Below are 23,935 nucleotides of genomic sequence, written 5' to 3'. Positions count from 1 at the left end.
ATTAATGTCGATGCCCGCTCTTGCCGAATAATCGCCTTGCTCGATTATTTGCAGCCCACGGATGATGTGGATCAAGTGGCGATCCATCGGGATTACAGCCCTTGCGAGGCTTCCGAGTGCGGACAGCACCAGCCTCCGGCCCGCGCGCCGTCTTGGCGCTGTGGCAGGAGGGGCAGAGGCTGGCGAGCTGGTCGACGGACGGGAACGGGTCGCCGCCTTGCGAGATGGCGTGGCGATGATCGACATGGCTCGCTTCGACGAAGCGGTCGATCCCAAGGCACTCCTCGCAGAACGGCTCCAGCTGGAGCTTGAGGCGGCGCAGCTTCTGCCAGACGGTGGTGTTGTACGGCCACTTAGCCATCGATCTCACCCGCAATGCGGCGCAGGTCGCGTTCGATCTCGCTGCGCTCCTCGAAGAAGGTTTCCGGGTCCCTCCAGTTGGGAGAGAGGCGCCCGATCCGCCGCGAGAGGTGGCGGAGGCGCTCGACCGTTCGGGATTGGTCAGCATGCATGCGATCAGTTCCAGTCCAGTTCGTCGGGATCGAAGGGGGGCGAGCCCTCCCAAGGGGGCTCGCCCCCCCTATACGTAGTATAGGGGGAGGTTGGCGGACGGGGGTTGGCGGACGGTTTTCCGCCATTTTTGACAGGGGTTGGCGGATGGTTGGCGGAAGGGTTGGCGGAGGGGTTGGCGGACGGTTTTCCGCCATTTTTGGCAGAATCCGCCAAAGGGTTGGCGGGGGTTGGCGGATCGCTTTCGGGACGCGCAATGCCCACCTTCCAGTGGTAGTTTTCGCCCTTCCATAGTCGCTGCTCGAACGCGATTGCGCCAAGGTGGACGAGGCGGTTCATCGCCCCCTTGAAGGCTTCTGGCGAATAGCCGCGGCCCTCTGTCATTTCCGAGAAAATCTTCGGAGCATAGTTGACGCCGGGTACGTGTGAGACTGCTCGCTTCTGACGGATTGCCGCATCAAGGCAGCGCAGGAAGGCCTCGTTTGCGGCCGTGTGCGCGCTCACCTGGCGGACTTCATCGGCCACCGATGGCGGTAGATCCCCGTCGCAGATGAACGCCCCCTCGAACCACCGGACGTCGATCGCGCAGCCCTTGCGTGCGTAGTTCGCTTTCGGCAATGACAGCTGGCGGAGATCAGGGTCATCCTGCGCTTCCTCGCTTTTTGGAGTGTCGAAGAGGAGCCTCGCGCGGAAGGCATTCTCCCACGCAGTGGAGCCTGAATAGGCGTCACTCTGCTTGTCTGCTTTCCCGACACCCTGCTTGTTCGGGTGCCCGATCAGCAAAACGCTTCCGTCGATCTCGCTGGCCAGCCCGTTGAGCCGATTGGCGAAGGCCGTCACTTGGGCGCGGTCGATCTCGCTGCCGGCGAACACGTGTGAGACGTTATCCAGCACGATGAACTGCGCGCCGGTCTCTCGCGCTGTGTTCTTGAGCAGCTGCCACGCGGGAAGCTCGCGCATCCCGTCCTCGCGCGTGAAGTCCACCATCTCGTTATCGGATCGGCCGAACAGTGAGATTGGGAAGAACCTCATATGCAGATCGGCCTCGGAAATCTTAAGCGCACGGCAGATGGCGCGCTGGCGCCTCTGCAACTCGTCGCTGTCATCCTCCGCTGTCAGATAGATCGCGGGCGCCTGGCGTGTGGGGATGCCAAGGAACGGGAGCCCCATAGCGATGCATGTTGCCAGCTGCTGGCCGAGAAGTGATTTGCCCGCACCGCCGGCGCCGGTAATGTAGGCTGCGCGGCGGTGGGGGAGCCAGCCTTCCAGCACCCACTGGCGTGTGGGTGGCTCCACGTCCGCCCATGTGGCCGGATCGATCAGATCGAAGGTCTGGTCCTCAGGCAATATCATCTCGATGGCACCGCCTTCGGTCGGGATGTGAAGGAGACCGGACGGCGTCCGCTCGCCCCTCGCGAAGATGTTGCGAGTGGCCATCAGAGGTTAGCCAACGGGGATTGGTGAGCCGCAGAGTTGCGTTGGTGCACGAAAGCGGTTAGCCAGCGCACCGTTTTGCAATGCAACGCTTGTCTTAGTCCTCGCGGGGCATCCAGCTTCCCGGCCACCTTCGCTTTCGCGCCGTGCCGCAAGCTCCTATCTGCGGCAAGAACGGCCATGTGGAGAGATGTGTGAGCGACAGTGAGGATGTGGAACGCGCCGAGCGTGCGGAGCGGGCAGACCGCGATCTGGGCGACCGGGCTTTCTACCGCGCCGAGCAGGAGGCGAACTTCGCCGAGGCTGCCCCGCAGCAGACGCCGCAGACGCAGCACCCCGCCTACCGTCTGGCCTTCCGTGACACCGATTTCCTGCTGCGCGACGAATTGCGCCCGGTCCGCTTCCAGCTGGAACTGCTGAAGCCGGAAATGCTGCTGGACGAAGCGCGCGTGGGCTCCACGCTGGTGATGTATGGCTCCGCCCGCATACCGCCGCCGGAGGCCGTGGAAACGGCGCTGGAAGGCGCGAAGGATCTGCCGGTCGAGGAACGGCTGGTGGTGGAGCGGCTGGCCGAGAAGGCGAAATACTATGCGGAGGCCTACAAGCTTGCCCGGCTGGTGAGCGAAAAGTCCATCATCGAGGATGGGCGGCGGCAGTTCGTCGTCTGCTCGGGCGGCGGGCCCTCGATCATGGAAGCCGCCAACAAGGGCGCGTCGGATGCCGGCGCCGAATCCATCGGGCTAAACATCGTGCTGCCGCACGAGCAGGCGCCGAACCCCTATGTGACGCCCTATCTCTCGTTCCAGTTCCACTATTTCGCGCTGCGCAAGATGCACTTCCTGATGCGCGCGCGGGCGGTGGCGGTGTTCCCCGGCGGCTTCGGCACGTTCGACGAGATGTTCGAGCTGCTGACGCTGATCCAGACCGGCAAGATGAAGCCGATCCCCGTGCTGCTGTTCGGCAAGGAATTCTGGACCCGGGTGATCGACTTCGGCGCGCTGGCCCGTGAAGGCACGATCTCACAGGCCGATCTCGATCTCATCACCTGGTGCGAGACGGCGGACGAGGCGTGGGATCACATCACGCGGTTCTACGAACTGCACGGCCCGCGCCTGCCGGAGTTCTAACGGACCCCCTGATGCCCCATGGGGCCATGCCCGGCGCCGAAGCCGGGCGCGGCCTTGATCGCCTTGAAGACGAATTGCCGCGCCAGCCGCACCGAATGTTCCACGCTCTGCCCATGGCCCAGCAGGGTCGCGATCGCGGATGACAGCGTGCAGCCTGTGCCATGCGTGTGGCGGGTCTCGATCCGCGCATGGTCGAAGGCGACGGCGGAGCCATCGGGCTTGACCAGCAGGTCGGTCACCCGCTCCCCTTCGGCATGTCCGCCCTTGGCGAGGACATGGCAGCCATGTTGCGCACAGAGCGCTGCGGCCGCTTCGTAGATCGCGTCGCCATCCTTGCAGGCTCGCTCCGTCAAAGCTTCGAGCTCGGGCAGGTTCGGTGTTACCAGCGTGGCGATGTCCATCAGCCGGCGGAAAGCCGCGATCGTCTCCCCGTCAGCCAGCACGGCGCCGCTGGTGGCGATCATGACCGGATCGAAGACGATCGGCACTTGCAGGTTGCCGATGGCATCGGCCGCGCCATGGGCGATGGCGGCGGAGCCGAGCATGCCGATCTTCACCGCGTCCACGCCGATGTCCGACAGGCAGCTGTCGATCTGCGCCGCGACAAATTCCGCCGGCAGCACTTCCACCGCCTGCACGCCGGTGGTGTTCTGCGCGGTGACGGCCGTGATGGCGGTCATCGCATAGCCGCCGAGCATCGTGACGGTCTTGATGTCCGCCTGGATGCCCGCACCGCCCGAGCTGTCGGAGCCGGCAATCGCCAGGATGCGGGGTGGGGCGTTCATGCCGGCTTGTGGCGCCGCAGGGTGGAAGCCGGGTAGGAATCGAGCCATCGCCGGGGGCGGGTGGGACGATCGACCAGTTCGCCGCCGCAGTTCGGGCAGCGATCATCCAGCGCCTCGGCGCATTCGGCGCAGAAGGTGCACTCCAGGCTGCAAATGAAGGCGCCGGGCGCGGACGCCGGCAGATCGGCTCCGCAGCGTTCGCAATCGGGGCGCATCTCCAGGCTCATGCTGCGGCTGCCTGCACTGCGCTGCAGATATCGTTCACCACGCGCTCCACTTCGCCGGCTTCGTCGCCTTCCGCCATGACGCGGATCTTGGGCTCGGTGCCGGATTTGCGGATCACCAGCCGCCCGCGCCCAGCCAGCGCTGCCTCGCCTTCGGCAATCGCCGCCTTCACCGTGGCATGCTCCAACGGATTGCCGCCGGCATAGGTCACGTTCTTGAGCAGCTGCGGCACCGGATCGAACAGATGCAGCAATTCGCTGGCGCGCTTGCGCGAACGGACCAGCGAGGCGAGCACCTGCAGTGCGGCGATGCAGCCATCGCCGGTGGTTGCGTGGTCGAGCAGGATCATGTGGCCCGATTGCTCCCCGCCGACATTGTATCCGCCCCGGCGCATCTCCTCCAGCACGTGGCGGTCGCCCACCTTCGTACGCACGAGGTTCAGACCGCGGGCGTTCAGCATCCGCTCCAGCCCGAGATTGGACATGATCGTGGCCACCACCCCGCCGCCGCGCAAAGTGCCGGCTTCGGCCAGGCGCGTGCCGATCAGTGCCATGATCTGGTCGCCATCCACGGCGTTGCCCTTCTCGTCGATCACGATCAGCCGGTCGGCATCGCCATCCAGCGCAATGCCGATGTCGGCTCCCTCGGCCACCACACGCGCCTTGATCGCGGCGAGATCGGTCGAGCCGACGCCGTCGTTGATGTTGAGGCCATCGGGTTCCACGCCCATGGCGATCACTTCGGCGCCCAGTTCCCAGATGGCGGTGGGGGCGACCGTGTAGGCGGCACCATTTGCGCAATCGACCACGATCTTCAGCCCGTCCAGCCGGATGTTGGAGGGGAGGGACTGCTTGATCGCGTGGATGTAGCGCCCGCGCGAATCCTCGATCCGCCGTGCCCGGCCGATGGCCTCGCCCTGCGCCAGCGGCTGTTCTTCCCGCATCGCGCGCTCGATCGCTTCCTCATCCGCGTCGGACAGCTTGAAGCCGTCCGGCCCGAACAGCTTGATGCCGTTGTCCGCGAAAGGGTTGTGACTGGCGGAGATCATCACGCCGAGGTCCGCGCGCATTTCCCGCGCCAGCAGGGCGACTGCCGGGGTGGGGAGGGGGCCGGTCATGATCACATCCATGCCGACGCTGGTGAAGCCGGCGACCAGCGCGGTCTCCATCATATAGCCGGAAAGGCGCGTGTCCTTGCCGATCACCACGCGGTGCTTGTGCGTGCCGCGCAGGAAATGGCAGCCCGCTGCCTGACCCACCTTCATGGCCGTGGCGGCGGTGAGCACGCCGGCATTGGCGCGGCCGCGGATCCCATCGGTGCCGAAAAAGCTGCGTCCCATTCTACCCCCGGTACTCTCCATGCCGTTCGGCTGGTTGCCATGGCGTGTTGCGCCGCTAATGTCACCACCACAGGGGACTTCATGGCCAGAGCCGGCGATAGCAACGCATTGCAGCAGATTGAGCTTCCGGCCGGCCGGACTCTCGCCGCCTTGGTGGTGGGCCTGGCGCTCGGCTGGGCGCTTGCCGGAGGCAATGCGAGCGAATCTGTGCTGGCGGTGAGCGGGCCCGTCGGGAGGGTCTGGCTGAGTGCCTTGCAGATGACGATCATCCCGCTGGTGGCCGCGCTGCTGGTGACCGGCATTGCGCGGATGGTGGCGACGGCGCGGGCGGGCACGATGGCCCGGCGCACGCTGATGGCGATTGTCGCCGTGCTCGCCGCCGGGTCGGTCCTCGCCGGCGTGCTCACCCCGCTGCTGCTGGAGGTCTTTCCCATTCCCGGCGTCTCGGCCGCTGCGCTGGCGGTTACGGGCGGCCCGCCGCAGGAGGTGCCGGGCATCGGCGCCTTTCTGGAATCGCTGGTCGCACCGAATGTCTTCGCCGCCGCGGCCGAAACGGCCATGCTCCCGCTGATCGTGTTCTTCGTCGCCCTCGCGGTGGCGATCACGCGATTGGAGGAGGGGCAGCGGGAAACGCTGCTCCGCCTGTTCGCGGGGCTGGGCAATGCCATGCTGATCGTGATCGGCTGGGTGCTGTGGCTTGCCCCGGCCGGTGTGTTTGCGCTGGCGATCGGGGTGGGGCTACGCAGCGGCGGGGGCGCTTTCGCCGCACTGGGGCATTACATCCTGCTGGTTTCCACCACCGGGCTGCTGATCCTCCTCGCGGCGTATGGGCTGGCGCTGCTGGCGGCGCGGCAGTCGCTGCCGGCCTTCGCCCGCGCCGTGATGCCGGCGCAGGCCGTGGCGCTGTCCACCCAAAGCTCGCTGGCGAGCCTGCCGGCCATGCTCGGCTCCTGCCGGCAGCTGGGGGTTCGCGAGGCGACGGCCGACTTCGTCCTGCCGCTGGCGGTGGCGATCTTCCGCGCAACCAGCCCGGCGATGAACCTCGCGGTGGCGATCTATGTCGCGCGGCTCACCGGCGTCGTCCTGACGCCGACGGTGATCGCCACCGGCGTGGCCGTGGCGCTGGTCACCACGGTGGGTTCGGTCAGCCTTCCCGGCGCCGTCAGCTTCGTCACCTCGATCGGGCCGATCGCCCTGGCGATGGGCGTGCCGGTGGAGCCGCTGGCGCTGCTGGTGGCGGTGGAAATGCTGCCCGATATCGTTCGCACCGTGGGCAATGTGACGATGGACGTCGCCGTTACCGCCTGGATCGATCGCGGCCACCCGGCGCCCGGCGAACCGGCAACGGACCATAGTCCGAACGGTTGAGAATTGCTCGCAACTGCAACGCGTGACTGTCCCGCGCATTGTGTGCATGAACCCCCCAGCGATTCTGAAACAGGAAGGACGTTCCCATGGCTTTCGAACTGATGCCCCTGCCCTATGACAGCGAGGCACTGGCTCCCGCGATTTCCGCCGAAACGCTGAGCTTCCACCACGGCAAGCATCACAAGACCTATATCGACAAGACCAATGCCGCCGTCGAAGGCACCGACCTCGCCGGCAAGCCGCTGGAAGACGTGATCGCCTCCGCGCGCGGCAGCAACCAGGGCCTGTTCAACAACTCCGCGCAGAGCTGGAACCACGGCTTCTACTGGCATTCCCTCTCGCCCGACGCCGTGGTGCCGACGGATGAGCTCGCCAGCATGATCGACGCGGCGTTCGGCAGCTTTGACGAACTGAAGACCAAGCTGGCCGATCGCGGCGCAGGCCACTTCGCCAGCGGCTGGGTGTGGCTGGCCGAGAAGGACGGCAAGCTTTCCATCGAGGAAACGCATGATGGCGACACGCTGGCGGATAGCGGCTTCAACCCGCTGCTGACGATCGACGTGTGGGAACACGCCTATTACCTCGATCACCAGAACGCCCGCCCCAACTATCTGAAGGCTGTCATCGACGGCCATCTGAACTGGAGCTTCGCGGCCGAGAACCTCTCGCGCGGGACGGCGTGGAAATATCCGGGCTGATCCGCAGCCCCAGGTAGCAAAAGGGCTCGCTCCGCAGCGGCGGAGCGGGCCTTTTTTATAGCTGGCCCGCCTCGATGGCGTCTTCCCGCCGCTCCGGCCGGATATAGATCGAGGAAAGCTCGGGAATTTCGGCCTTCAGCTCGGCCTCCAGTTCCTCGATCAGCCGCTCCCCATCACCCATCGTCAGCCCGTCGTCGAGATCGGCGCTGATGGCCACGAAGATGCTGCGCGGTGCGGAATGGATCGTGCGCACATGATTGACGTGGGTCACCCACGGCTGCGCAGCGACCCTTTCCCGGACCTTGCGGATCGTGCGCGGATCGGCCCGCTCGCCAATCAGCAGGCCTTTCGCCTCGCGGGCCAGCAGCACCGCCACCATGGCCAAGATGCCCCCGATCACCATGGAGGCGACACCGTCCAGTCGCGGCGCGTCGAAATGATGGCTCGCCCACACGCCGATGGCCGCCACGACCAGTCCGGCAAGCGCCGCCGAATCTTCGAACACCACCACGAAAACGGAAGGATCCTTGGATTCGCGGATCGCTGCCCACCAACCGTCATTCCCCTTGCTGCTGGCGAATTCGCGCACCGCGATCATCCACGATCCTCCTTCGAGCAGCATGGCCACGCCCAGCACGACATAGTTGACCGTCGGGTCTCGCAGCTCTTCCGGCTCGATATAATGGATATAGCCTTCGTAGAAGGAGAGGCCGGCGCCCACGGCAAATATCAGGATCGCCACCACGAAGGCCCAGAAATACAGCTCCCGCCCATAGCCGAAGGGATGCCGCGCATCGGGCTGTTTGCCCGAACGATGCTCCCCATAAAGCATCAGCACCTGGTTGAGGCTGTCGACGACCGAGTGGAATCCTTCGGACAGCATGGAGGAGGAGCCCGTGATGCTCGCCGCCACGAACTTGGCGATCGCGATGCCCAGATTCGCGGTCAGCGCGCCGAACAGCACGAGATTGCTCTTGATATAGCGGATCGTGCTCATGCCTCACTCACTCGGTTGGTCGCTCACCCGATTACTGGCTCTCTCCCCCCTCCAAAGGGTCGATGGGGAACAGCGGTTCCCCGAATATGAAGCCGATGAAATTGGGCCGGCCCAGATGATCCACCAGCGCCGTCAGCGTCAGCAGGATGGGCACGGACAGCAAGGCGCCCGTGACGCCCCAGATCCAACTGAAATAGCTGAGGGCGAACAGGATCAGCACCGGATTCATGGTGAAGCGCGCGCCGAGGATCGCGGGGGTGACGATGTTCGATTCCACCGTATGCAGGCCGAAATAGGCGGCGGCGGGGATCATGCCCACCAGCGGTGCGTCTGCCGTGCCCAGACCGAACAGCGCCAGCAGCCCCAGCATGGTGAGTGGGCCGAGATAGGGCAGGAAATTCAGCAGGGCTGCCAGGCCTCCCCACATGATCGGCGCGCCGAGCCCCAGCGCCCAGGCGCCGAAGGACACGATCACGCCGACGCACAAATTGATGAGGCCGACGGTGAGGATATAGGCAGCCACCCGATCCTGCACTGCGCGGATCACCCGCGCCGCCTTCACGCTGGCGCCGAAATCCTGCCGGTCCAGCAGCAGGCGGCGGCGCAGCCGCACGCGGGCCTCGATCATGAAGAAGGCCATCAGGAAGGTCAGCAGCACTTCCAGCAGTACACTGGGGGTGGCGAGCGCGAGCTGTTCGAACACGGTCGGGCCGGCGAGTACGACCTCCGGGCTCGCCCTGCCGCCCATAAGCCGCGTAACCTGCTCGTTCAGCCGCGAAATCCACGCCACGCTGCCCTGGAAATGGCTGAAATGCTGCCCGATCCGCTCGATCATCGCGGGCACGTCGTCCAGCATGGTCACCGCGGGGCGCAGCACCGCGGTAAGCGCCAGCGAGAGGACGCCGATGAACACGATCAGCGCGGCGAAGGAGGCGAGGAAGTTGGGCAGGCCCAGCAGCGCCAGCCGGTCCGCCAGCGGGGAAAGCACGACGGTGAGGATGATCGCCGCCACGATCGGCAGGAACACCACCGAACCGATGGACAGCACGAAGGGCAGGGCCAGGAACAGGCCGATGGAAAGCAGCAGCACCAGTGCGGAAATGAGGCGAAGCTCCGCCCGGGCGAAGGTGATCGCCCGGCGCGGACGCGGGTTGGAGGGCGCCGGCCCGGTGGTACCCGGTTCGGCCGCCGACGTTCCGGCGCCGGCAGGGTCTTCGATGTCAAACTGCGGACTCATGGCGCGCCTGGGCTCCCGCGCAAATGCGGCGTGCCGTCCATGCCGTTTTGCGCGGGCGCGATCAAGCGCGGCTCACTGCGTGGGGGTGGTTTGCCCCCGGCCGGCGGCCACTTCGTCCAGCTCTTCCAGAATGGCGCGATGGGCCGCCGGATCCGCGCGCGAGCGATCGGGGATCGAGCCTTCGTCCATCATGCTGGTCAGCGCGGCGCGCGCGCGGCCCACCCGGCTCTTAATCGTGCCCACGGCGCAGCCGCAGATTTCTGCAGCCTCTTCGTAGGAGAAACCGCCGGCGCCCACCAGCAGCAGCGCCTCGCGCCGCTCGGGCGGCAGGGTCAGCAGCGCACGGTGCATGTCGGAGAGGTGGAGCGGCTCTTCCTGCTCGGCAGGCGCTGTCAGGATGCGTTCGGCCACCGTCTCGTCATACTCGCCGCGGAAACGATTGCGGCGCATGTCGGTCAGATAGGCGTTGCGCAGGATCACGAAGGTCCAGGCCCGCATGCTGGTGCCCGGCTCGAACCGGTCCTGCGCTGCCCACGCCTTCAGCAGCGCTTCCTGCACCAGATCGTCGGCCATGTCCGGCCGGCCGCAGAGTCCGCGCGCAAAAGCACGCAGATGGGGCACGACTTCGGTCAGTTCTCTCTTGAAAGCGGCCTTGTCGGCCGCGCTACGTTCAGGGGACGAAACGGGAATCTTTGCGTTCGCACTCATTTGCCGTCGTCATCCAGCTTCGCCAGCAAATCCTTGAAGCTATCCGGCAGTGGTTCGTCCACCACCGAATTGTACAATTGCTTCAAGCCTTTGGCCCATTGGGGCTGGGGGGCGGCCGTAGTGGCACCCTGTGTTTGCACGTTCTGTTTCTCCGCCGCCTTTTGCGGCTCCGTCATTTCATCTTTGGTCATGCGCGATGCGACTGCCCGCTCCCGATTTACCGCCCGCTCTGCCTCACCATGAAACAGATGTTGCACGCGCACATCCACAATGCGCATTGGTAACGCAAGGTTGGAACGAAACCGCCCGCATCAGGTTCCCCGATTAACGGCCGACACAATGGTTTACGCGCGGTCTGATCGCACCTAGCAGCGGCGCGGCATAATAGGGCGCAGTGGGGTGCGGCCGGCAAGGGAGTTGTTTTGGCGCAGGTGACGGCCAATAGAAGCAGGACCAAACGCTGGCTGGTGCGCTATCCGCGCGCCCTGCCGGTGGCGATTTTCCTCCTGATCGCCGCGGTCACCGTGCTCAGCGTCTTCGCGATCGAGCGGGGGGAGCAGCAGCGCCAGTCGGCCCAGATGCGCAGCCGCGCCATGGCGATCTCCTCCGCGCTCGAACGGCGGGCCAATTCCTCCAGCGCCTATCTGCGCGCGGGCGCCGCCCTGCTCGCCACGCTGGACGAGGTGAGCGTGTCGCGCTTCCGCCGCTTCGTCAGCGAGTTGCGGCTGGATGCGGATTATCGCGGGACGGAAGGGATCGGCTGGGCCGATGTGGTCTATCCGGACGAGGTAGCTGCCTTCGATGCGCAGATGCTGGAAGAGGCGCCGGGGCGGGCGCAACTCCACCCGCGGCCGAACGGGAGCCAGCCCTATTCCGTCGCCGTCACCTTCCTCCAGCCCGATACGGAACGGAACCGCCGTGCGCTGGGCTTCGACATGTTCTCCGAACCGGTGCGCCGCGCCGCGATGGTGGAGGCGGAGCGCACGGGCCGCCCCACCGCCAGCGGCAAGGTGGTGCTACAGCAGGAAGGCGCGGGAGAGGCGCCCGGCTTCCTGATCTACATGCCGGTGTTCGAGCCCGCGCCCTCCGGCCGGCGTTTGCGCGGCTTCATCTACAGCCCCTTCAACGCGCGCGATTTCCTGGAAGCCGCGCTGGAGCTTGAGGATGGCGGCGATTACGGCCTCCGTCTTTACGCAGGCGATCCCGGGCCCCGGACGCTGCTCGCCGCGATCGACGGGGTCGACGGCGGGGACACGCGCATCTTCCAGCGGGTGTCGGTGGCCAACAGCCCCTGGGTGCTCGAACTCAGCGCGACGCGGGGGCTCGATCTGTCAGGGCTGTCCGTGGTGACGCTGATCTTCGGCCTGCTGGTCGGCAGCCTGCTGATGCTGCTGGTGCGCATGCTCACGCAGCAGGCGCTGGAGGACGAGGCGGCGCTGCGCTGGTTCGAGGAGCAGGCCTCCATCCGCAATTCGCTGACCCGCGAGCTGAACCACCGGGTCAAGAACACGCTGGCCAATGTGCTGTCGATCATCGCGCTCACCCGCCGCCGTTCCGGCAGCCTGGATGAATTCGCCGATGCGCTGGACGGGCGCATCCGCGCGCTGTCCGCCACGCATGACCTGCTGACCAAGTCCGACTGGGGCATCACGCCGATCCGTGCCGTGGTGGAGGCGGAGCTGAAGCCCTATGCCCATCCGGAAGACCATCAGGTGGATTTGCAGGGGCCGGACGTGGCGCTAGCGCCCAATGATGCGCTGTCGCTGGGCCTCGCGATGCACGAACTGGCGACCAATGCGGCCAAATATGGCGCCCTCAGCCGCTCCGGCGGGCGCGTGTCGGTGCGGTGGAACCCGCTGACCGATGTGCTCGTGCGGATCGAATGGCAGGAAAGCGGCGGCCCGCCCGTGCCGCAGCAGCGCGGCCGCGGGTTCGGCACCGACCTGATCGAGCGGATCGTGGCGCACGAGCTGAACAGCCCGGTGGACCTTCGGTTCGAGCCCGACGGGGTGCGCTGCGTGCTGACCATTCCCGTGCGCCGCCCCACCGAATTCTCCATGCGCGCGGCGGGCAAGGTCAGCCTGACAAGCGAAGCCGGCACCCCGTCCACCTGATCCGCCGCTGGACGGGTTATATTCTTCCATATACGGCAGTTGACATGATCCGCCGCGTCCCCCTTTCGCTGCGCTGGCTGCTGGCCGCGCTTCTCCTCCCGCTGTTGACGGCTTGTGGGGGCGCAGAGGGGACGGAGAGTGGCGCACCTGTGGTGCTGGCAGCAGCGAGCATGCAGGAGGCGCTCACGGACGCCGCCGGCGCATGGACCGCAGCCGGCCATCCGGCGCCGCAGCTGTCCTTCGCTGCCTCCTCCGCGCTTGCCCGCCAGATCGAAGGCGGCGCGCCGGCGGACATCTACCTGCCCGCGGACGAGGAATGGATGGACCGGCTGGAAGGGCTCGGCCTGTTGCGGCAGGGCAGCCGCGCCGATCTGCTGAGCAACAGCCTGGTGCTGATCGCCCCCGCTTCCTCCCCCCCGCGCAGCTGGGACGGAACGCGCGCCGGCCTGCTCGCGCTGCTGGACGACGGGCGGATCGCGCTGGCGGAGCCCGATGTGGTGCCCGCCGGGCGCTATGCCCAGGCGGCCCTGCAAAGCATCGGCGCGTGGGATGCGCTGTCCCGCCGGGTGGCCGTGGCGGAGAATGTCCGTGCCGCGCTGGCACTGGTGGAGCGGGGGGAAGTGCCGCTGGGCGTCGTCTATGCCACCGATGCCACGGCCTCGGCCAAGGTGCGCGTGCTGGCATCCTTCCCGGCAAGCAGCCATCCGCCGATCCGCTATCCCGTCGCGCTGCTGGCGGCTTCCAGCAATGCGCAGGCGCCCGATCTGCTCGCCTTCCTCCGTTCGGATCAGGCGCGGGCGATCTTCGCCGCGCACGGCTTCGGCGGGCCGCAGGGGTGATCCTGGGCCTCTCCGCGCAGGAATGGTCGATCATCGGCCTGTCCTTGCGGGTAAGCCTGGTGGCGGTGGGCTGCACCCTGCCGATCGCCTATGGCCTCGCCTGGCTGCTCGCGCGGCGGCGCTTCCCCGGCCGCGTGCTGCTGGATGCGCTGGTGCACCTGCCGCTGGTGGTGCCGCCGGTGGTCACGGGCTGGCTGCTGCTGATCCTCTTCGGGCGGGCCGGCCCCGTGGGCGGCTGGCTCTATGATCAGTTCGGCGTGACGCTGGTGTTCCGCTGGACCGGGGCGGCGCTGGCCGCAGCGGTGATGGCCCTGCCGCTGATGGTGCGCGCCATGCGCCTGTCGATCGAATCGGTGGATCGGCGGCTAGTGGAGGCGGCGCGCACGCTGGGCGCCTCCCCCTGGCGTGCCTTCCTCGGCATCACCCTGCCGCTCTCCGCCCCCGGCGTCGCCGCGGGGCTGGTGCTGGGCTTCGCCCGCTCGCTAGGCGAATTCGGCGCCACCATCACCTTCGCTTCCAACATCGCGGGGGAGACGCGCACCCTGCCGCTGGCGATCTACACCGGGCTGCAATTGCCGGGGGCGGAGGCGCAGGTGGCGCGGCTGGCGCTGATCTCCGTCGCCCTGTCCATCGCTGCGTTGCTGCTTTCGGAAATGCTCGTGCGCCGATCCGCCGGGGGCCGCGCACATGTTCTTTGAAGTGGCACTGCGCCGGCGCGTGGGGGAGCGCGACATCGCGCTGGATTTCACCTCCGACGCGGTGCTGACGGCGCTCACCGGCCTATCGGGCGCGGGCAAGACCAGCGTGCTCAACTGCATCGCCGGGCTTGCGCGGCCGGACGCGGGCCGCATCGCGGTGCAGGGGGCGGTGCTGTTCGACAGCGCGGCGGGCGTGGACCTGCCGCCGGAACGACGCCGCGCCGGCTATGTGTTCCAGGATGCCCGGCTGTTCCCGCATCTGCGGGTGCAGGCGAACCTCGCCTATGGCGAGAAGCTCGCTCCGCCGGATGACCGCTGGATCACGCAGGGCGAGGTGGTCGATTTCCTCGGCATCGCCCATCTGCTCACCCGCTATCCGGCCAATCTGTCCGGGGGTGAGACGCGGCGCGTGGCGATCGGCCGCGCGCTGCTCGCCGCCCCGCGCTTCCTGCTGCTGGACGAGCCGCTCAGCTCGCTCGATCCCGCACGCGGGGAGGATTTGCTGCGCCTGATCGAGCGCATTCGCGATGAACTGGCAATTCCCACCCTGCTGGTGAGCCACAGCCGCGAAGAGGTGCAGCGCCTCGCCGGCCGTGTCGTCACCATGGGGTGAACGGCACGCGCCGGCGCTCAGGCTCTTAATGCTGGTGCGCGTCGCCCCCGGCGGGTGCCGGCGCGGGCGGGCGCGGCCCCCACTGCGTGGTCACCGGTTCGCCCTTCAGTTCCTGAAAGGCGACATTGAGGTCGATCAGCGCGCGCGATTTGGGCGTGCCGCCATATTCCAGCCCCTTCAACAGCTGGTCGCCCAGGAATGGCTTGAAGGCAGGATTGCTCTCCAGCACAGCCAGCCCGTCTTCCGGGGTGCCGCCCTTGGCCAGCGTGGCCTTGGCCGTATCCACCAGCGCGCGGTGGAAGGTGATGTAGGAACGGAATTCGTCCCAGCTGCGCACCTGGCCGTGGCCTTCGATCACCTTGTCCACGCCCTTGATCGTGTCCTGCGCCTTGGCCAGCGTATCGGGCAGGGCCACCATGCTGCCGCCCGACGCGGGATCGATCAGCGGGGCCATGAACCAGGCCATGATGTCGCCGGTCGCCATGGTCCGCTCCGCCGGGAACACCACCAAGGCATCGCCATCGGTATGGCCCGCGCCGAACCAGTAGAGCGCGATCTCGTCCTTGCCCTTGCCGATGGTCATCCGGCCGGTGAAATCCTTGTCCGGCGCGCGGACATTGGGCAGCTTCGCCATGCGCTTGGCCGAATTGGCCTGCGCGATCACCTCCACATGGCCCGCCAGGCTTTCGATCTCGCTGTTGCTGCCCACGTGATCGGGATGCGAATGGGTGTTGATGATCATCGTCACCGGCTTGTCGGTGACCTTGCGCACTTCGTCCAGAATAGCCTGGCCGTTGCCCGGCAGCTTGGTGTCGATCAGCGTCACGCCATCGCTGCGCACGAAGGCCACGGTGTTCCCGCCGGCGCCGAAGATCTTGTAGACGTTGTCGGAAACCTTCTCGATGGGCTCGATGCCCGGCAGGCCGCCCTGCGCCTGCAGGCTCGCCGCGGTCATGCCGGCCACGGCTATGGTGGCAAGGATCGCCAGTCGTTTCATCAAGCCCCTCCCAGGAATACCCTCTCGACGAACCAGTATGCACCTGCCGCGATCACCACGACGGACCCTGCCAGTGCCACGGCCTGCCCGGCGGCGGCGTTTGCCTTGCGGATCGCGCCTAGCAGGCTGGCCACGACCAGCACCACGGCGAGCTGCCCCAGTTCCACCCCGACATTAAACGAAAACAGCGACCAGCCAAGCGCTTCTTGCGGAAGTCCGAATTCGCGCAGGACGCTGGCGAAGCCGAAGCCGTGGATCAGGCCGAACAGCGCCGCCGCATAGGGTCGCAGATCGCGGCCGCCGCCCTTGCGTTGCAGCAGATTGTCCACCCCCACCAGCACCACGGTGAGGGCGATGGCGGGCTCTACCAGCTGTGCCGGCGGATTGACGATGTCCAGAGCGGCGAGGGACAGGGTGATGCTGTGGCCGATGGTGAAGGCGGTGACGATCTTCACCAGCTGCCGCCAGCCGCCGCCCAGCAACAGCAGGCCGAACAGGAACAGCAGATGGTCCGGCCCGATCAATATATGATGGATGCCCGAAGGGACGAAGGTGGCGATCACTGCCAGCACGCCCGCCCGGCTGCCGCGATAGTAGCTGCGCGGATCGCTGCCCGCGCCGAAGATCCACTGCTGCCGCAGCTCCCCACCGTCATAGATGTTCACGAAGGTCTGGTGCTGCGGGTCGTAGGGGAACAGGTCGGCGTTCAGCGTCAGCGATCCGGGCGGCGCGCCGGGTATCTGGAAAGAGAGGCGCACGGCATCGTCGGCGGCCTTCGCGGCGGCGCCCGTCCAGCGGATCGGCCCCGGCACGCCGCCAGCCTGCAGCCGCGCGGCAAGCACGCGCTCGATTGTCGCCTCCTCCGCGGTCAGCACGGCCGGCTCCAGCAGGCGGCGGGGCTGCGACAGGCCAAGATCATGCGCGCCGTCGATCACATGGAAGGTCACGCTGCCTTCGATCGCGCCGTCGCGCAGATCGAGATCGAGATAGCTGAACGGGGCGGGATGCGCCGAGGCCGGCGTGGCCAGCAGCAACAGCAGGAGGCAGGCCAGCAGGCGCAGTGCCACGTCAATCGGCGCGGTCCCCGCGTCGCGCCGCCGCATCTGCTCCAACATCCTGCCCCCGCTCGTCCGATCCCGTCGCGGCTACCGTCGGTGGCCGCCGCAGCGTCATATGCGATTTTGCGGGGCCGCCAAGCGGATCAGTCGAATTGCGTGTGGCCGTTCTCGTCCACCGGGTTGCGGTTGTTTTCCGAACATTGGAACTCGATCAGCTCGCCATAGCGATCCCGCCGATAGGTCGCTTTCACCTCATAGGGTGCGGCCAGCGCTTCGGGATCTTCCATCCGCATTTCGTTGACCAGCAGATCGGGATTGGCGGGATCGAGATGGATGCGTTCGACGAGATGGAACTGCGGCGAGTGGCCCGCGCCGTCGGTGATCTCCAGCTCGTCCAATATGCCCACGGTGTCCACCACCAGCGTATCGCCTTCCCAATGGCCGATGGAATGGCCCATGAAAGTGGGGTCCAGATCTTCGGGATGGGTGCGCCCGTCGGTCCAGATCGTGCGGGTCTGCATCCAGGCTTCCTGATTGATCGTCACCCGACCGGGGGCGAAGATGAACTCATAGGGATATTGCGCCAGCCGCATGATGCCGGGCATCCCCGGCGGGCTGCAATTGGACCGGGCGCGCGGCACCACGCCGTCATTGGCCTGCACCTGCTGGCGCCATGCCTGGTAGTCCGCAAGATACTGGCCCTTCAGCTCGGGCGGCGCGGGGCGCGCGCCGCCGCGTTCCAGGAACCAGATGCCGCCCCAGTCCGGCAGGGCCTCCAGCTCGGCATAATGCCCCTTGGGAAAGCCGGCGCCCTGGCCTTCCGCCACCCCTTCGGGCGGCGCGGTCTGGGCCTGCGCGGGGACGGCGGCCGACAGCGCAAGGCCGCCTGCCAGCAGGGCCAGCAGGCCCGCCTTCTTCGATCCACCCATGGCCGGTCCTATTTCACTTCGCCAAGCGTGCTGCCATCGGCGAAGCGCACGCCCGCGTAGGATCCACCCCGCGCGCCGCTGCGCAGCGGATGGACATAGAGCGTCACCTTGTCCCCCGGCTTCAGCGAGGTCCGCTTCCAGCCGGACTGGATCAGGTTGTTCGGGCTCGTCATCTCGATCGCCCAATGTTCGGTCCCGTTCGGAATCGCCACATCGGCTTCGATGAAGGCGTGCGGGTTCTGCCATTTGAAGCGCGTCACCGTGGCCTTCAGTTCGATCATCTTGTTCATGTCGAACATGGAATAGCTGTGGTGGGCCAGCGCGGGGAGGGTAGGGGTTGCCGTCAGCGCCAGCGCGGCGAGAAGCGGCTTGAGGTAAGTCTTCATGTTCGCCTCACTTGCAGGGGGTTACAGCTCCGGCACGTTCACCGGCTTGCCGTCCTTCGGCAGGCCGGAATCGAGCACCTTGCCGCTGGGCAGCTTCACATCGAGGAACAGGCCCCCGGTCTTCCCATTGCGCAGCGGGTTGATCCGCACGGTCACCTTGTCGCCCGATTTCAGCGCGGTGCGGGTCCAGCCCTGCCGCTTGAGATTGTTCGGGCTGTTCAGCTCGATGCTCCAGTGCGTGGAATTGGCACCGCCCGGCACGTCCAGCTCGATGAAGGCGTGGGGGTTGGTCCACTGGAACTCGCTGACCGTGCCTTGCAGCGTCATCACCTTCTTCTGGTCGAACATGGCGAAGCTGTGGTGGGCTGCGGCCGGCATGGTGGCCAGCGCGGCACCGGCGGCCAGGGCGAACAGGCCCAGGCGGGCGGGGCTATTCATCGTCGGCTACTCCTTCGACTTTGCTCTCGCCCCGCTCTTCGGCGGCTTCCTTGCCCAGGTCGGTGCCCGGCAAGTTCTCGTTATAGGCGAGGATGCAATGGGATTCGTTGATGTCGGTGTAGTCCTGGCGGTTGAAGCGCTTCGTGCTGCGCCATTCTCCGCGCCAGTTCTGCGGGTCGGTCATGATGTATTCGATCTGCATGACCTTGCCGCCGTCCAGCAGGTCGATCCGCTCGGTCATCTCGAATTCGTCGGAAATCGGGATGCCGTGGTCGATCCAGTGGTTGTCGGTTTCGAAATACTTGGTCTTCACGACCAGCGTCTTGCCTTCGAAATGGCCGATGCTTTCGCCGTTGTAGCTGGGCACCACCAGATCGGGATCGGAGAACTCGCGCCCGTCGAGATAGATGGTGCGCACCGAATTGTTGAAGCCGCTGATCATATAGATCGCGGTGGGCAGCTGGATGAAGGCATGCGGCCACACCCGGGTCATGATCATCGGCATGCCCGGCGGGAAGCACTGGCCGATCGCGTCGCGATATGTCTCGTTGCGCGCGGCATATTTCGGCGCCTCGATCAGCGCCTCGCGCCCGCCTTCGTAGAAATAGGGGTAGGGCGGGCCGAACAGATAATGGGCGAAGCCTTCCTTCAGATCGATGAACCAGGTGCCGGTCAGGTCGATCGGTGCGGGCGGGCGCGGCTTGTTGAGGTTCTCGGGCGCCAGCGCGCCCAGATAGCCGGGATGCTTGGGCACCATCTCGTTCAGGCGCTCGGCCGTCAGCGGCGTATAGTCGCGCTTCACCTCCACCTGCGGCAGTCCGCCGGTCGAAGGCTCACCCTCCTGCGCCGCCGCAGGCTGGGCGGCCAGGGCCGAGGCCGCAACGGCCAGTGTGCTCAGAATCAGGCGCAAGTCGATCTCCCCGGCAGCCTTTCTAGGCCACCTTTTTGATAATGTCAAAATATGCTGCGACATCTGTATGCAGGCTGAACCGGCCGCCCGCGGGGGCAGCCGGTCCACCTTGGCGCGAAAGATGCGCTCAGAAGTCATATTGCAGCGTCACCCCCACTTCGCGGGGCTTGCCGCGCACCGCCGCAAGGGCCGAGCGTTCGGGCAGGGCGACCGGGTTCAGCCGGTTCGCCGGGCCGCCCTGGTCCCAATACCCGCCGCCGAAGCGCTGGGCATAGGTGGCGTAGGTCTTGTCGAAGAGGTTGTTGGCGAACACCGAAACCTGCACCGGCGCATTGTCCGGCACGAACTTCACCCGCGCGTTGAACAGGCCGATGGCAGGCAGGGTATAGGCCGAATCCCCCGTGTCGGTGGGATGCGTCGCCTGCTTGGAGGTGAAGGAGTAGTTGAGGTTGAAGGTCAGCTCGCCAAAGCCCAGCATGGCGCGATAGTTTGCGCCGGCCGTTGCGTTGAACTTCGGCACGTCGGGATAGAGGTTCGGCCCGCTGTTCGCCACCTCGTCCTTCAGCTTGTAGCCGGTGTAGCCGCCCGATCCGTCCAGCCAGAAATCGTCGGTGACGAACAGCTGCGCATCCAGCTCCGCACCATAGATGTCCACGTCGCCGGAATTGACCACCTGGATTTCGAAACCCAGCGGGCAGGCGGTGGAAACAACGCAGGTCACCTGCCGCGCGGCCTGGCGGTTGGTCCACATCATGTAAAAGCCGGTGGGGTTGAAGCGCAGCCGCCCGTCAAAGGCGGTGATGCGCATCCCCGCTTCGAAATTGAGCACCTTTTCCGGCGGGATCGTCTTGATGAAATCGCCGCTCTGTTCCGGGCCCGGCACCCGGTCCAGAATGGTGAAGCTGAACTGCCCCGCCTTATACGCCTTGGAGGCGGTGGCGTAGATCATCCAGTCGGACGTCGGGCTGTAATCCAGCGTGGCGCGCCAATCGACCTGATCCCAATGGTCGGTGCTGTCCACGAAGGTGGAATCGGTGCCCGGCACGGGGGCGAAGTTGTCGCTGGCGTATTCGGTTTCTTCGTATTTCTTCCGGTCATAGGCGAAGCGCAGCCCGCCGGTGAAATTCAGCTTCTGGGTGATATGCCAGGTGGCGCTGGTGAACACGCCGAAGGAATCCGATTTCTGCACCACGAAATTGTCGGTGAGGTAGAACAGCCCCGCATCGGTGTTGCCATTGGGGCGGTTGGGGAAGGCGCTGGTGCCGCGCCGGTTGATGGTAAGGTTGGAGCCTTCGGACTTCTCGTGGAAGTAATTGAGGCCCGCCACCAGATCCACCGCACCGCCCAGCAGCGAGGCGTTGAGCTGCAGCTCCTGATAGAAGGTGGTGGATTTGACGTCGGTCGCGCGGTCTTCCGTGCCCAGCACCTGATAATCTACCGATCCGGTGTGCTTCAACCGGTTCACCCCGGTGATGGTGGATAGTTGCAGCGTGTCGCTCAGCTCCAGCTCGGCGCGCAGATCGGCCTGCCAGTAGGTGTTCTTTTCCACCTGATCGCAGCGCTGGTCGTAATCCGGGTCGAAATCGTCCAGCAGGCAGATATCCGGCGCGGTGAAGGGCCCGCGCACGATGCGCGGATCATTATAGGGTTGCAGCGGGGCCTGCCCGTCCTGCTTGAAGGAATCGTTCAGCCAGTCGCCGAAATTCCCCTCCAGCACCCCTTCGATGCCGGGGCGCATGTCGAATTCCTCGAACACCAGCGGCGTGCCGGTGGCCTTGGAATGCGAATAGAGGAAACCCAGCGTCACGTTGAAGCGCTCGGTCGGCTCCACCCGCAGGTTCGTGCGGCCGACGAAATCTTCCGATCCACCCATGTCCTGCGATCCGCGCTGCACCCAGCCGCCCTGGTCGAGATAGGCCAGCTGCGTGCGCAGCGCCGCCTTCTCGCCGATCGGCAGGTTGACCGTGCCCACGACGTCGCGCCGGTCCATGCTGGCGGCGGTCACCCGCAGATAGCCCTCGGTTTCGCCCAGCACGGGCTGGCGGGTGAAGATGCGGATGGCGCCGCCGGTGGAGTTGCGGCCGAACAGCGTGCCCTGCGGCCCGCGCAGCACCTCGATCCGGTCGATATCCAGCACGCGCAGCACCGATCCGCTGGTGCGCGGGACATAGACTCCGTCAACATACAGGCCCACGCCGCGCTCCCCGGTGATGCCCCCGCCGCCGGAGACGCCGCGGATCGAGAAATTGGGATTGCTGTTGCCCGTGCCGCGCGACGGCGTGATGTTGAGATTAGGCGTAAAACTGGCCAGATCGGCCAGATCGTCGATCCCCTTGGCCTGCACGTTTTCCTGCGTCACCGCCACGATCGACAGCGGCGTGTCCTGCAGATTGGTGGTGCGCCGCTCCGCCGTGACCAGGATCTGCTCGCCATAGCGGGTGTCTCCCTCGTCCGGCGGCGTGGTCACCTCCTGCGCCCGGGCCGGCGCCGCCAGCATGCATCCCAGTGCTGCCCCTGCCAGCAGGGCCTTCCGCCCCACTTTCGCTACGGACATACCCTCACGCAGCCCCTTCCGCGGACGGAAGGCGCACTTCTCCTGCCTCTTCATTGATCCCACCCCTTTTTGCTTTTTTCAAAGGGTCTGTGAGATTGATGAGGAAGTCAAGCTCAAAGAATTGATGGGTCAACAAGGTTGCCCGAAGCGGGGCGGAGCGCGCTGGATTCGTGCCTTTGCGGGAGTGACGATGGGTGCGGGAGAGCGAGGGACAGACCCCCAAACCTCCATCTCGTCATCCCCGCGAAGGCGAGGATCCAGCCGCGCGACTCCGCCCGGCCGCACTGGATTCCCGCCTGCGCGGGAATGACGAAGCAGGAGGAGGAGGAGGAGCGCGACGCCAGAAAAGCGGAGTCGAAAACCCTGTCACCCACCCCCACGACCGCCTTACCCTTCCCCGCTCGTCCTGAGCCTGTCGAAGGACGCGCGCCCCCACCCGCAAGGCGAAGCGCGGAAGGAGGGTCGCCCTCAGTCCGCCGCGACGGCGTGGCGGGGGCCGGTGGGCTTGCGGGCGAACCAGACGAAGCCGATCAGCAGCAGCGAGATCCAGCCGGAGGCCCAGAAGATGTCCACCGAGGCGAGGAGATAGCCTTGCTCGGTAATGGTGCGGCCGATCGCGCCCATGGCCTGATGCTCGCTCATCCCGGCGTGGCCCAGCTGCTCCACGGCGCCGCGGAAGACGGGGTTGTAGGGGCTGCCCGCTTCGGCCAGCCGCGTCTGGTGCAGCGCCTCCCGCCGGTCCCACAGCGTGGTCACCAGCGATGCGGCGAAGCTGCCCGCGGTGATGCGCGCGAAGTTGGAAATGCCGGTGGCCGACGGCACCCGCTCTGGTGGCAGGCCGTCCAGCATGATCGCCAGTAGCGGGACGAAGAAGGTCGTCATCGCCACGCCCTGCAGCGCCAGCGGCGCCGCCAGCGCGAAGAAGCTCGCATCGGGGGGATACCAGCTGCGCATCAGGAAGGATGCGCCGAAGCACAGGAAGGAGATCGTCGCCATGATCCGCGAATCGATCTTGAACTTGCTGATCAGCGGCGTGGTGAGCACGGCCACCGTGCCCGCCGGCGCGGCCACCAGCCCAGCCCAGGTGGCGGTGTAGCCCATATATTCCTGCAGCCACAGCGGCAGCAGCAGATTGTTTGCGAACAGCAGCGCATAGCCGAAGCACAGCGCGACCGTGCCCAGCAGGAAGTTGCGCGACTTGAAGATGGTAAGGTCCACCGCCGGATGGCGGTCGGTCAGTTCCCAGATCACCCAGGCAACGAAGCCGATGGCGGCGCACAGCCCCAGCACCACGATCAGCGTGCTGTGAAACCAGTCGCGGTCCTTGCCGAGGTCGAGCATGGTTTGCATGCTGAACACCCAGAAGGTCAGCAGCATCAGCCCCACCTTGTCGATCGGCAGCTTGCGGGTGGGCGTGTCACGCTTGGAGAGCAGCAGCCAGGTGATCGTGCCGGTGGCGATGCCGAGCGGCAGGTTGATGAGGAAGATCCAGCTCCAGTGGTAATTGTCGGAGATGTAGCCGCCCAGCACCGGCCCGAAGATCGGCGCGGCGAGCGTCATCGCCGACCAGATGCCCAGCGCCGTGCCGCGCTTCTCGGCCGGGAAGATCATCAGCAGCAGCGCCTGGCTGCCCGGGATCATCGGGCCGCTGACCGCGCCCTGCAGCACGCGGAACAGCACCAGCGAGGACAGGCTCCAGGCGATGCCGCACAGGAACGAGGCGAAGGTGAAGGCGAGGGCGGAGAAGGTGAAGGTACGCACCACGCCGAAGCGCTGCATCAGCCAGCCGGTCAGCGGCACGGTGACGCCATTGGCCACGGCGAAGGCGGTGATGATCCAGGTGCCCGTGTCGCTCGATACGCCCAGGCTCCCGGCGATAGTGGGCAGGGAGACATTGGCGATCGTGGTATCCAGCACCTGCATGAAGGTGCCGAGCGCCAGCGCGAAGGCGGCCACGCCCAGCGCGGCCCC

At 66.4% G+C, this 23,935-nt stretch carries 25 protein-coding genes; 7 read left to right on the top strand and 18 right to left on the bottom strand.

What is annotated here, in order from left to right; translation table 11 throughout:
* Position 1: 1 nt before the first annotated feature.
* Genes AEB_RS17765 through AEB_RS17760 form a run of 3 tightly spaced genes read right to left on the bottom strand, consistent with a single transcriptional unit; the run spans position 2 to position 1,947 of the window.
* Complete coding sequence (locus tag AEB_RS17765) at positions 2 to 361, bottom strand: HNH endonuclease signature motif containing protein (RefSeq protein WP_172593159.1); 360 nt, start codon at positions 359 to 361, stop codon at positions 2 to 4.
* Positions 354 to 512 carry a hypothetical protein gene (locus AEB_RS18250; protein ID WP_172593158.1) on the bottom strand — a complete coding sequence of 53 codons (159 nt, stop codon included), beginning with the start codon at positions 510 to 512 and terminating at the stop codon, positions 354 to 356. The genes AEB_RS17765 and AEB_RS18250 overlap by 8 nt, the downstream gene beginning before the upstream one ends.
* 4 nt (positions 513 to 516) lie before the next feature.
* Positions 517 to 1,947 (bottom strand): AAA family ATPase, encoded by a 1,431-nt coding sequence (locus AEB_RS17760; protein WP_119084314.1) that lies wholly within the window; start codon positions 1,945 to 1,947, stop codon positions 517 to 519.
* A gap of 191 nt (positions 1,948 to 2,138) precedes the next feature.
* Between AEB_RS17760 and AEB_RS17755 the strand changes: the two genes are divergently transcribed.
* The gene (locus AEB_RS17755) at positions 2,139 to 3,071 is read left to right on the top strand and encodes an LOG family protein (protein ID WP_231958818.1); all 933 of its coding nucleotides are present in this window, start codon (positions 2,139 to 2,141) and stop codon (positions 3,069 to 3,071) included.
* On the opposite strand, the gene thiD is transcribed toward AEB_RS17755, so the two are convergent.
* The 3 genes from thiD to glmM are packed head-to-tail and all read right to left on the bottom strand — an operon-like array spanning position 3,068 to position 5,420.
* A complete protein-coding gene (gene thiD / locus AEB_RS17750) occupies positions 3,068 to 3,856 on the bottom strand; it encodes a bifunctional hydroxymethylpyrimidine kinase/phosphomethylpyrimidine kinase (protein ID WP_119084313.1) in 789 nt (262 codons plus the stop codon). The genes AEB_RS17755 and thiD overlap by 4 nt on opposite strands.
* Positions 3,853 to 4,083 (bottom strand): DUF1272 domain-containing protein, encoded by a 231-nt coding sequence (locus AEB_RS17745; protein ID WP_119084312.1) that lies wholly within the window; start codon positions 4,081 to 4,083, stop codon positions 3,853 to 3,855. Before AEB_RS17745 ends, thiD begins: the two co-directional genes overlap by 4 nt.
* Positions 4,080 to 5,420 carry a phosphoglucosamine mutase gene (gene glmM / locus AEB_RS17740; protein ID WP_119084311.1) on the bottom strand — a complete coding sequence of 447 codons (1,341 nt, stop codon included), beginning with the start codon at positions 5,418 to 5,420 and terminating at the stop codon, positions 4,080 to 4,082. Before glmM ends, AEB_RS17745 begins: the two co-directional genes overlap by 4 nt.
* A gap of 81 nt (positions 5,421 to 5,501) precedes the next feature.
* Here glmM and AEB_RS17735 point away from each other — a divergent pair, with 81 nt between their 5' ends.
* Both AEB_RS17735 and AEB_RS17730 read left to right on the top strand, forming a co-directional pair.
* Entirely contained in the window at positions 5,502 to 6,788 is a 1,287-nt protein-coding gene (locus tag AEB_RS17735; protein WP_119084310.1) for a dicarboxylate/amino acid:cation symporter, read from the top strand.
* 86 nt (positions 6,789 to 6,874) lie between these two features.
* Positions 6,875 to 7,486, top strand: a complete 612-nt coding sequence (locus AEB_RS17730; RefSeq protein WP_119084309.1) for a superoxide dismutase — start codon at positions 6,875 to 6,877, stop codon at positions 7,484 to 7,486.
* Between the two features lie 55 nt (positions 7,487 to 7,541).
* Here the strand turns inward: AEB_RS17730 and AEB_RS17725 are convergent, their stop codons facing one another.
* The 4 genes from AEB_RS17725 to AEB_RS18490 form a co-directional block, all read right to left on the bottom strand.
* Positions 7,542 to 8,483 carry a cation diffusion facilitator family transporter gene (locus AEB_RS17725; RefSeq protein ID WP_119084308.1) on the bottom strand — a complete coding sequence of 314 codons (942 nt, stop codon included), beginning with the start codon at positions 8,481 to 8,483 and terminating at the stop codon, positions 7,542 to 7,544.
* Positions 8,484 to 8,514: 31 nt separating this feature from the next.
* A complete protein-coding gene (locus tag AEB_RS17720; protein WP_119084307.1) occupies positions 8,515 to 9,720 on the bottom strand; it encodes an AI-2E family transporter in 1,206 nt (401 codons plus the stop codon).
* A 72-nt stretch (positions 9,721 to 9,792) separates the two neighbouring features.
* A complete protein-coding gene (locus tag AEB_RS17715; RefSeq protein ID WP_119084306.1) occupies positions 9,793 to 10,428 on the bottom strand; it encodes a sigma-70 family RNA polymerase sigma factor in 636 nt (211 codons plus the stop codon).
* Positions 10,425 to 10,706, bottom strand: coding sequence for a NepR family anti-sigma factor (locus tag AEB_RS18490; protein WP_119084305.1), 282 nt, complete (start codon positions 10,704 to 10,706; stop codon positions 10,425 to 10,427). The genes AEB_RS17715 and AEB_RS18490 overlap by 4 nt, the downstream gene beginning before the upstream one ends.
* 153 nt (positions 10,707 to 10,859) lie before the next feature.
* Between AEB_RS18490 and AEB_RS17705 the strand changes: the two genes are divergently transcribed.
* From AEB_RS17705 to AEB_RS17690, 4 genes are read left to right on the top strand one after another with little or no spacing between them, the layout of a single operon-like run.
* Positions 10,860 to 12,542 carry a CHASE domain-containing protein gene (locus AEB_RS17705; RefSeq protein WP_231958817.1) on the top strand — a complete coding sequence of 561 codons (1,683 nt, stop codon included), beginning with the start codon at positions 10,860 to 10,862 and terminating at the stop codon, positions 12,540 to 12,542.
* A 44-nt stretch (positions 12,543 to 12,586) separates the two neighbouring features.
* The gene (modA, locus tag AEB_RS17700) at positions 12,587 to 13,381 is read left to right on the top strand and encodes a molybdate ABC transporter substrate-binding protein (protein ID WP_119084304.1); all 795 of its coding nucleotides are present in this window, start codon (positions 12,587 to 12,589) and stop codon (positions 13,379 to 13,381) included.
* A 2-nt stretch (positions 13,382 to 13,383) separates the two neighbouring features.
* Positions 13,384 to 14,079: a molybdate ABC transporter permease subunit gene (gene modB / locus AEB_RS17695; RefSeq protein WP_119084754.1), complete on the top strand. Its 696-nt coding sequence runs from the start codon at positions 13,384 to 13,386 to the stop codon at positions 14,077 to 14,079.
* Entirely contained in the window at positions 14,069 to 14,692 is a 624-nt protein-coding gene (locus AEB_RS17690; RefSeq protein WP_119084303.1) for an ATP-binding cassette domain-containing protein, read from the top strand. Before modB ends, AEB_RS17690 begins: the two co-directional genes overlap by 11 nt.
* A gap of 25 nt (positions 14,693 to 14,717) precedes the next feature.
* Here the strand turns inward: AEB_RS17690 and AEB_RS17685 are convergent, their stop codons facing one another.
* The 8 genes from AEB_RS17685 to AEB_RS17650 all read right to left on the bottom strand — a co-directional run bounded on the left by AEB_RS17685 (position 14,718) and on the right by AEB_RS17650 (position 23,887).
* Positions 14,718 to 15,689 carry an MBL fold metallo-hydrolase gene (locus AEB_RS17685; RefSeq protein ID WP_119084302.1) on the bottom strand — a complete coding sequence of 324 codons (972 nt, stop codon included), beginning with the start codon at positions 15,687 to 15,689 and terminating at the stop codon, positions 14,718 to 14,720.
* Positions 15,689 to 16,804 (bottom strand): HupE/UreJ family protein, encoded by a 1,116-nt coding sequence (locus AEB_RS17680; protein ID WP_145985331.1) that lies wholly within the window; start codon positions 16,802 to 16,804, stop codon positions 15,689 to 15,691. The genes AEB_RS17685 and AEB_RS17680 overlap by 1 nt, the downstream gene beginning before the upstream one ends.
* An 86-nt stretch (positions 16,805 to 16,890) precedes the next feature.
* Positions 16,891 to 17,676: a hypothetical protein gene (locus AEB_RS17675; RefSeq protein WP_119084300.1), complete on the bottom strand. Its 786-nt coding sequence runs from the start codon at positions 17,674 to 17,676 to the stop codon at positions 16,891 to 16,893.
* 8 nt (positions 17,677 to 17,684) lie between these two features.
* Positions 17,685 to 18,062: a DUF6152 family protein gene (locus tag AEB_RS17670; RefSeq protein WP_119084299.1), complete on the bottom strand. Its 378-nt coding sequence runs from the start codon at positions 18,060 to 18,062 to the stop codon at positions 17,685 to 17,687.
* A 21-nt stretch (positions 18,063 to 18,083) separates the two neighbouring features.
* Entirely contained in the window at positions 18,084 to 18,500 is a 417-nt protein-coding gene (locus AEB_RS17665; protein WP_119084298.1) for a DUF6152 family protein, read from the bottom strand.
* Entirely contained in the window at positions 18,493 to 19,410 is a 918-nt protein-coding gene (locus tag AEB_RS17660) for a hypothetical protein (protein ID WP_119084297.1), read from the bottom strand. Before AEB_RS17660 ends, AEB_RS17665 begins: the two co-directional genes overlap by 8 nt.
* Before the next feature lie 127 nt (positions 19,411 to 19,537).
* Complete coding sequence (locus tag AEB_RS17655) at positions 19,538 to 21,964, bottom strand: TonB-dependent receptor (RefSeq protein WP_172593157.1); 2,427 nt, start codon at positions 21,962 to 21,964, stop codon at positions 19,538 to 19,540.
* Positions 21,965 to 22,432: 468 nt separating this feature from the next.
* Positions 22,433 to 23,887 (bottom strand): DHA2 family efflux MFS transporter permease subunit, encoded by a 1,455-nt coding sequence (locus tag AEB_RS17650; RefSeq protein WP_119084753.1) that lies wholly within the window; start codon positions 23,885 to 23,887, stop codon positions 22,433 to 22,435.
* Positions 23,888 to 23,935 lie beyond the last annotated feature (48 nt).

It is taken from the genome of Altererythrobacter sp. B11 (assembly GCF_003569745.1).
GTDB lineage: Bacteria > Pseudomonadota > Alphaproteobacteria > Sphingomonadales > Sphingomonadaceae > Croceibacterium_C.
Note: the sequence above shows the minus strand (reverse complement) of the source record. Positions and strands in the feature narration are given on the sequence as shown.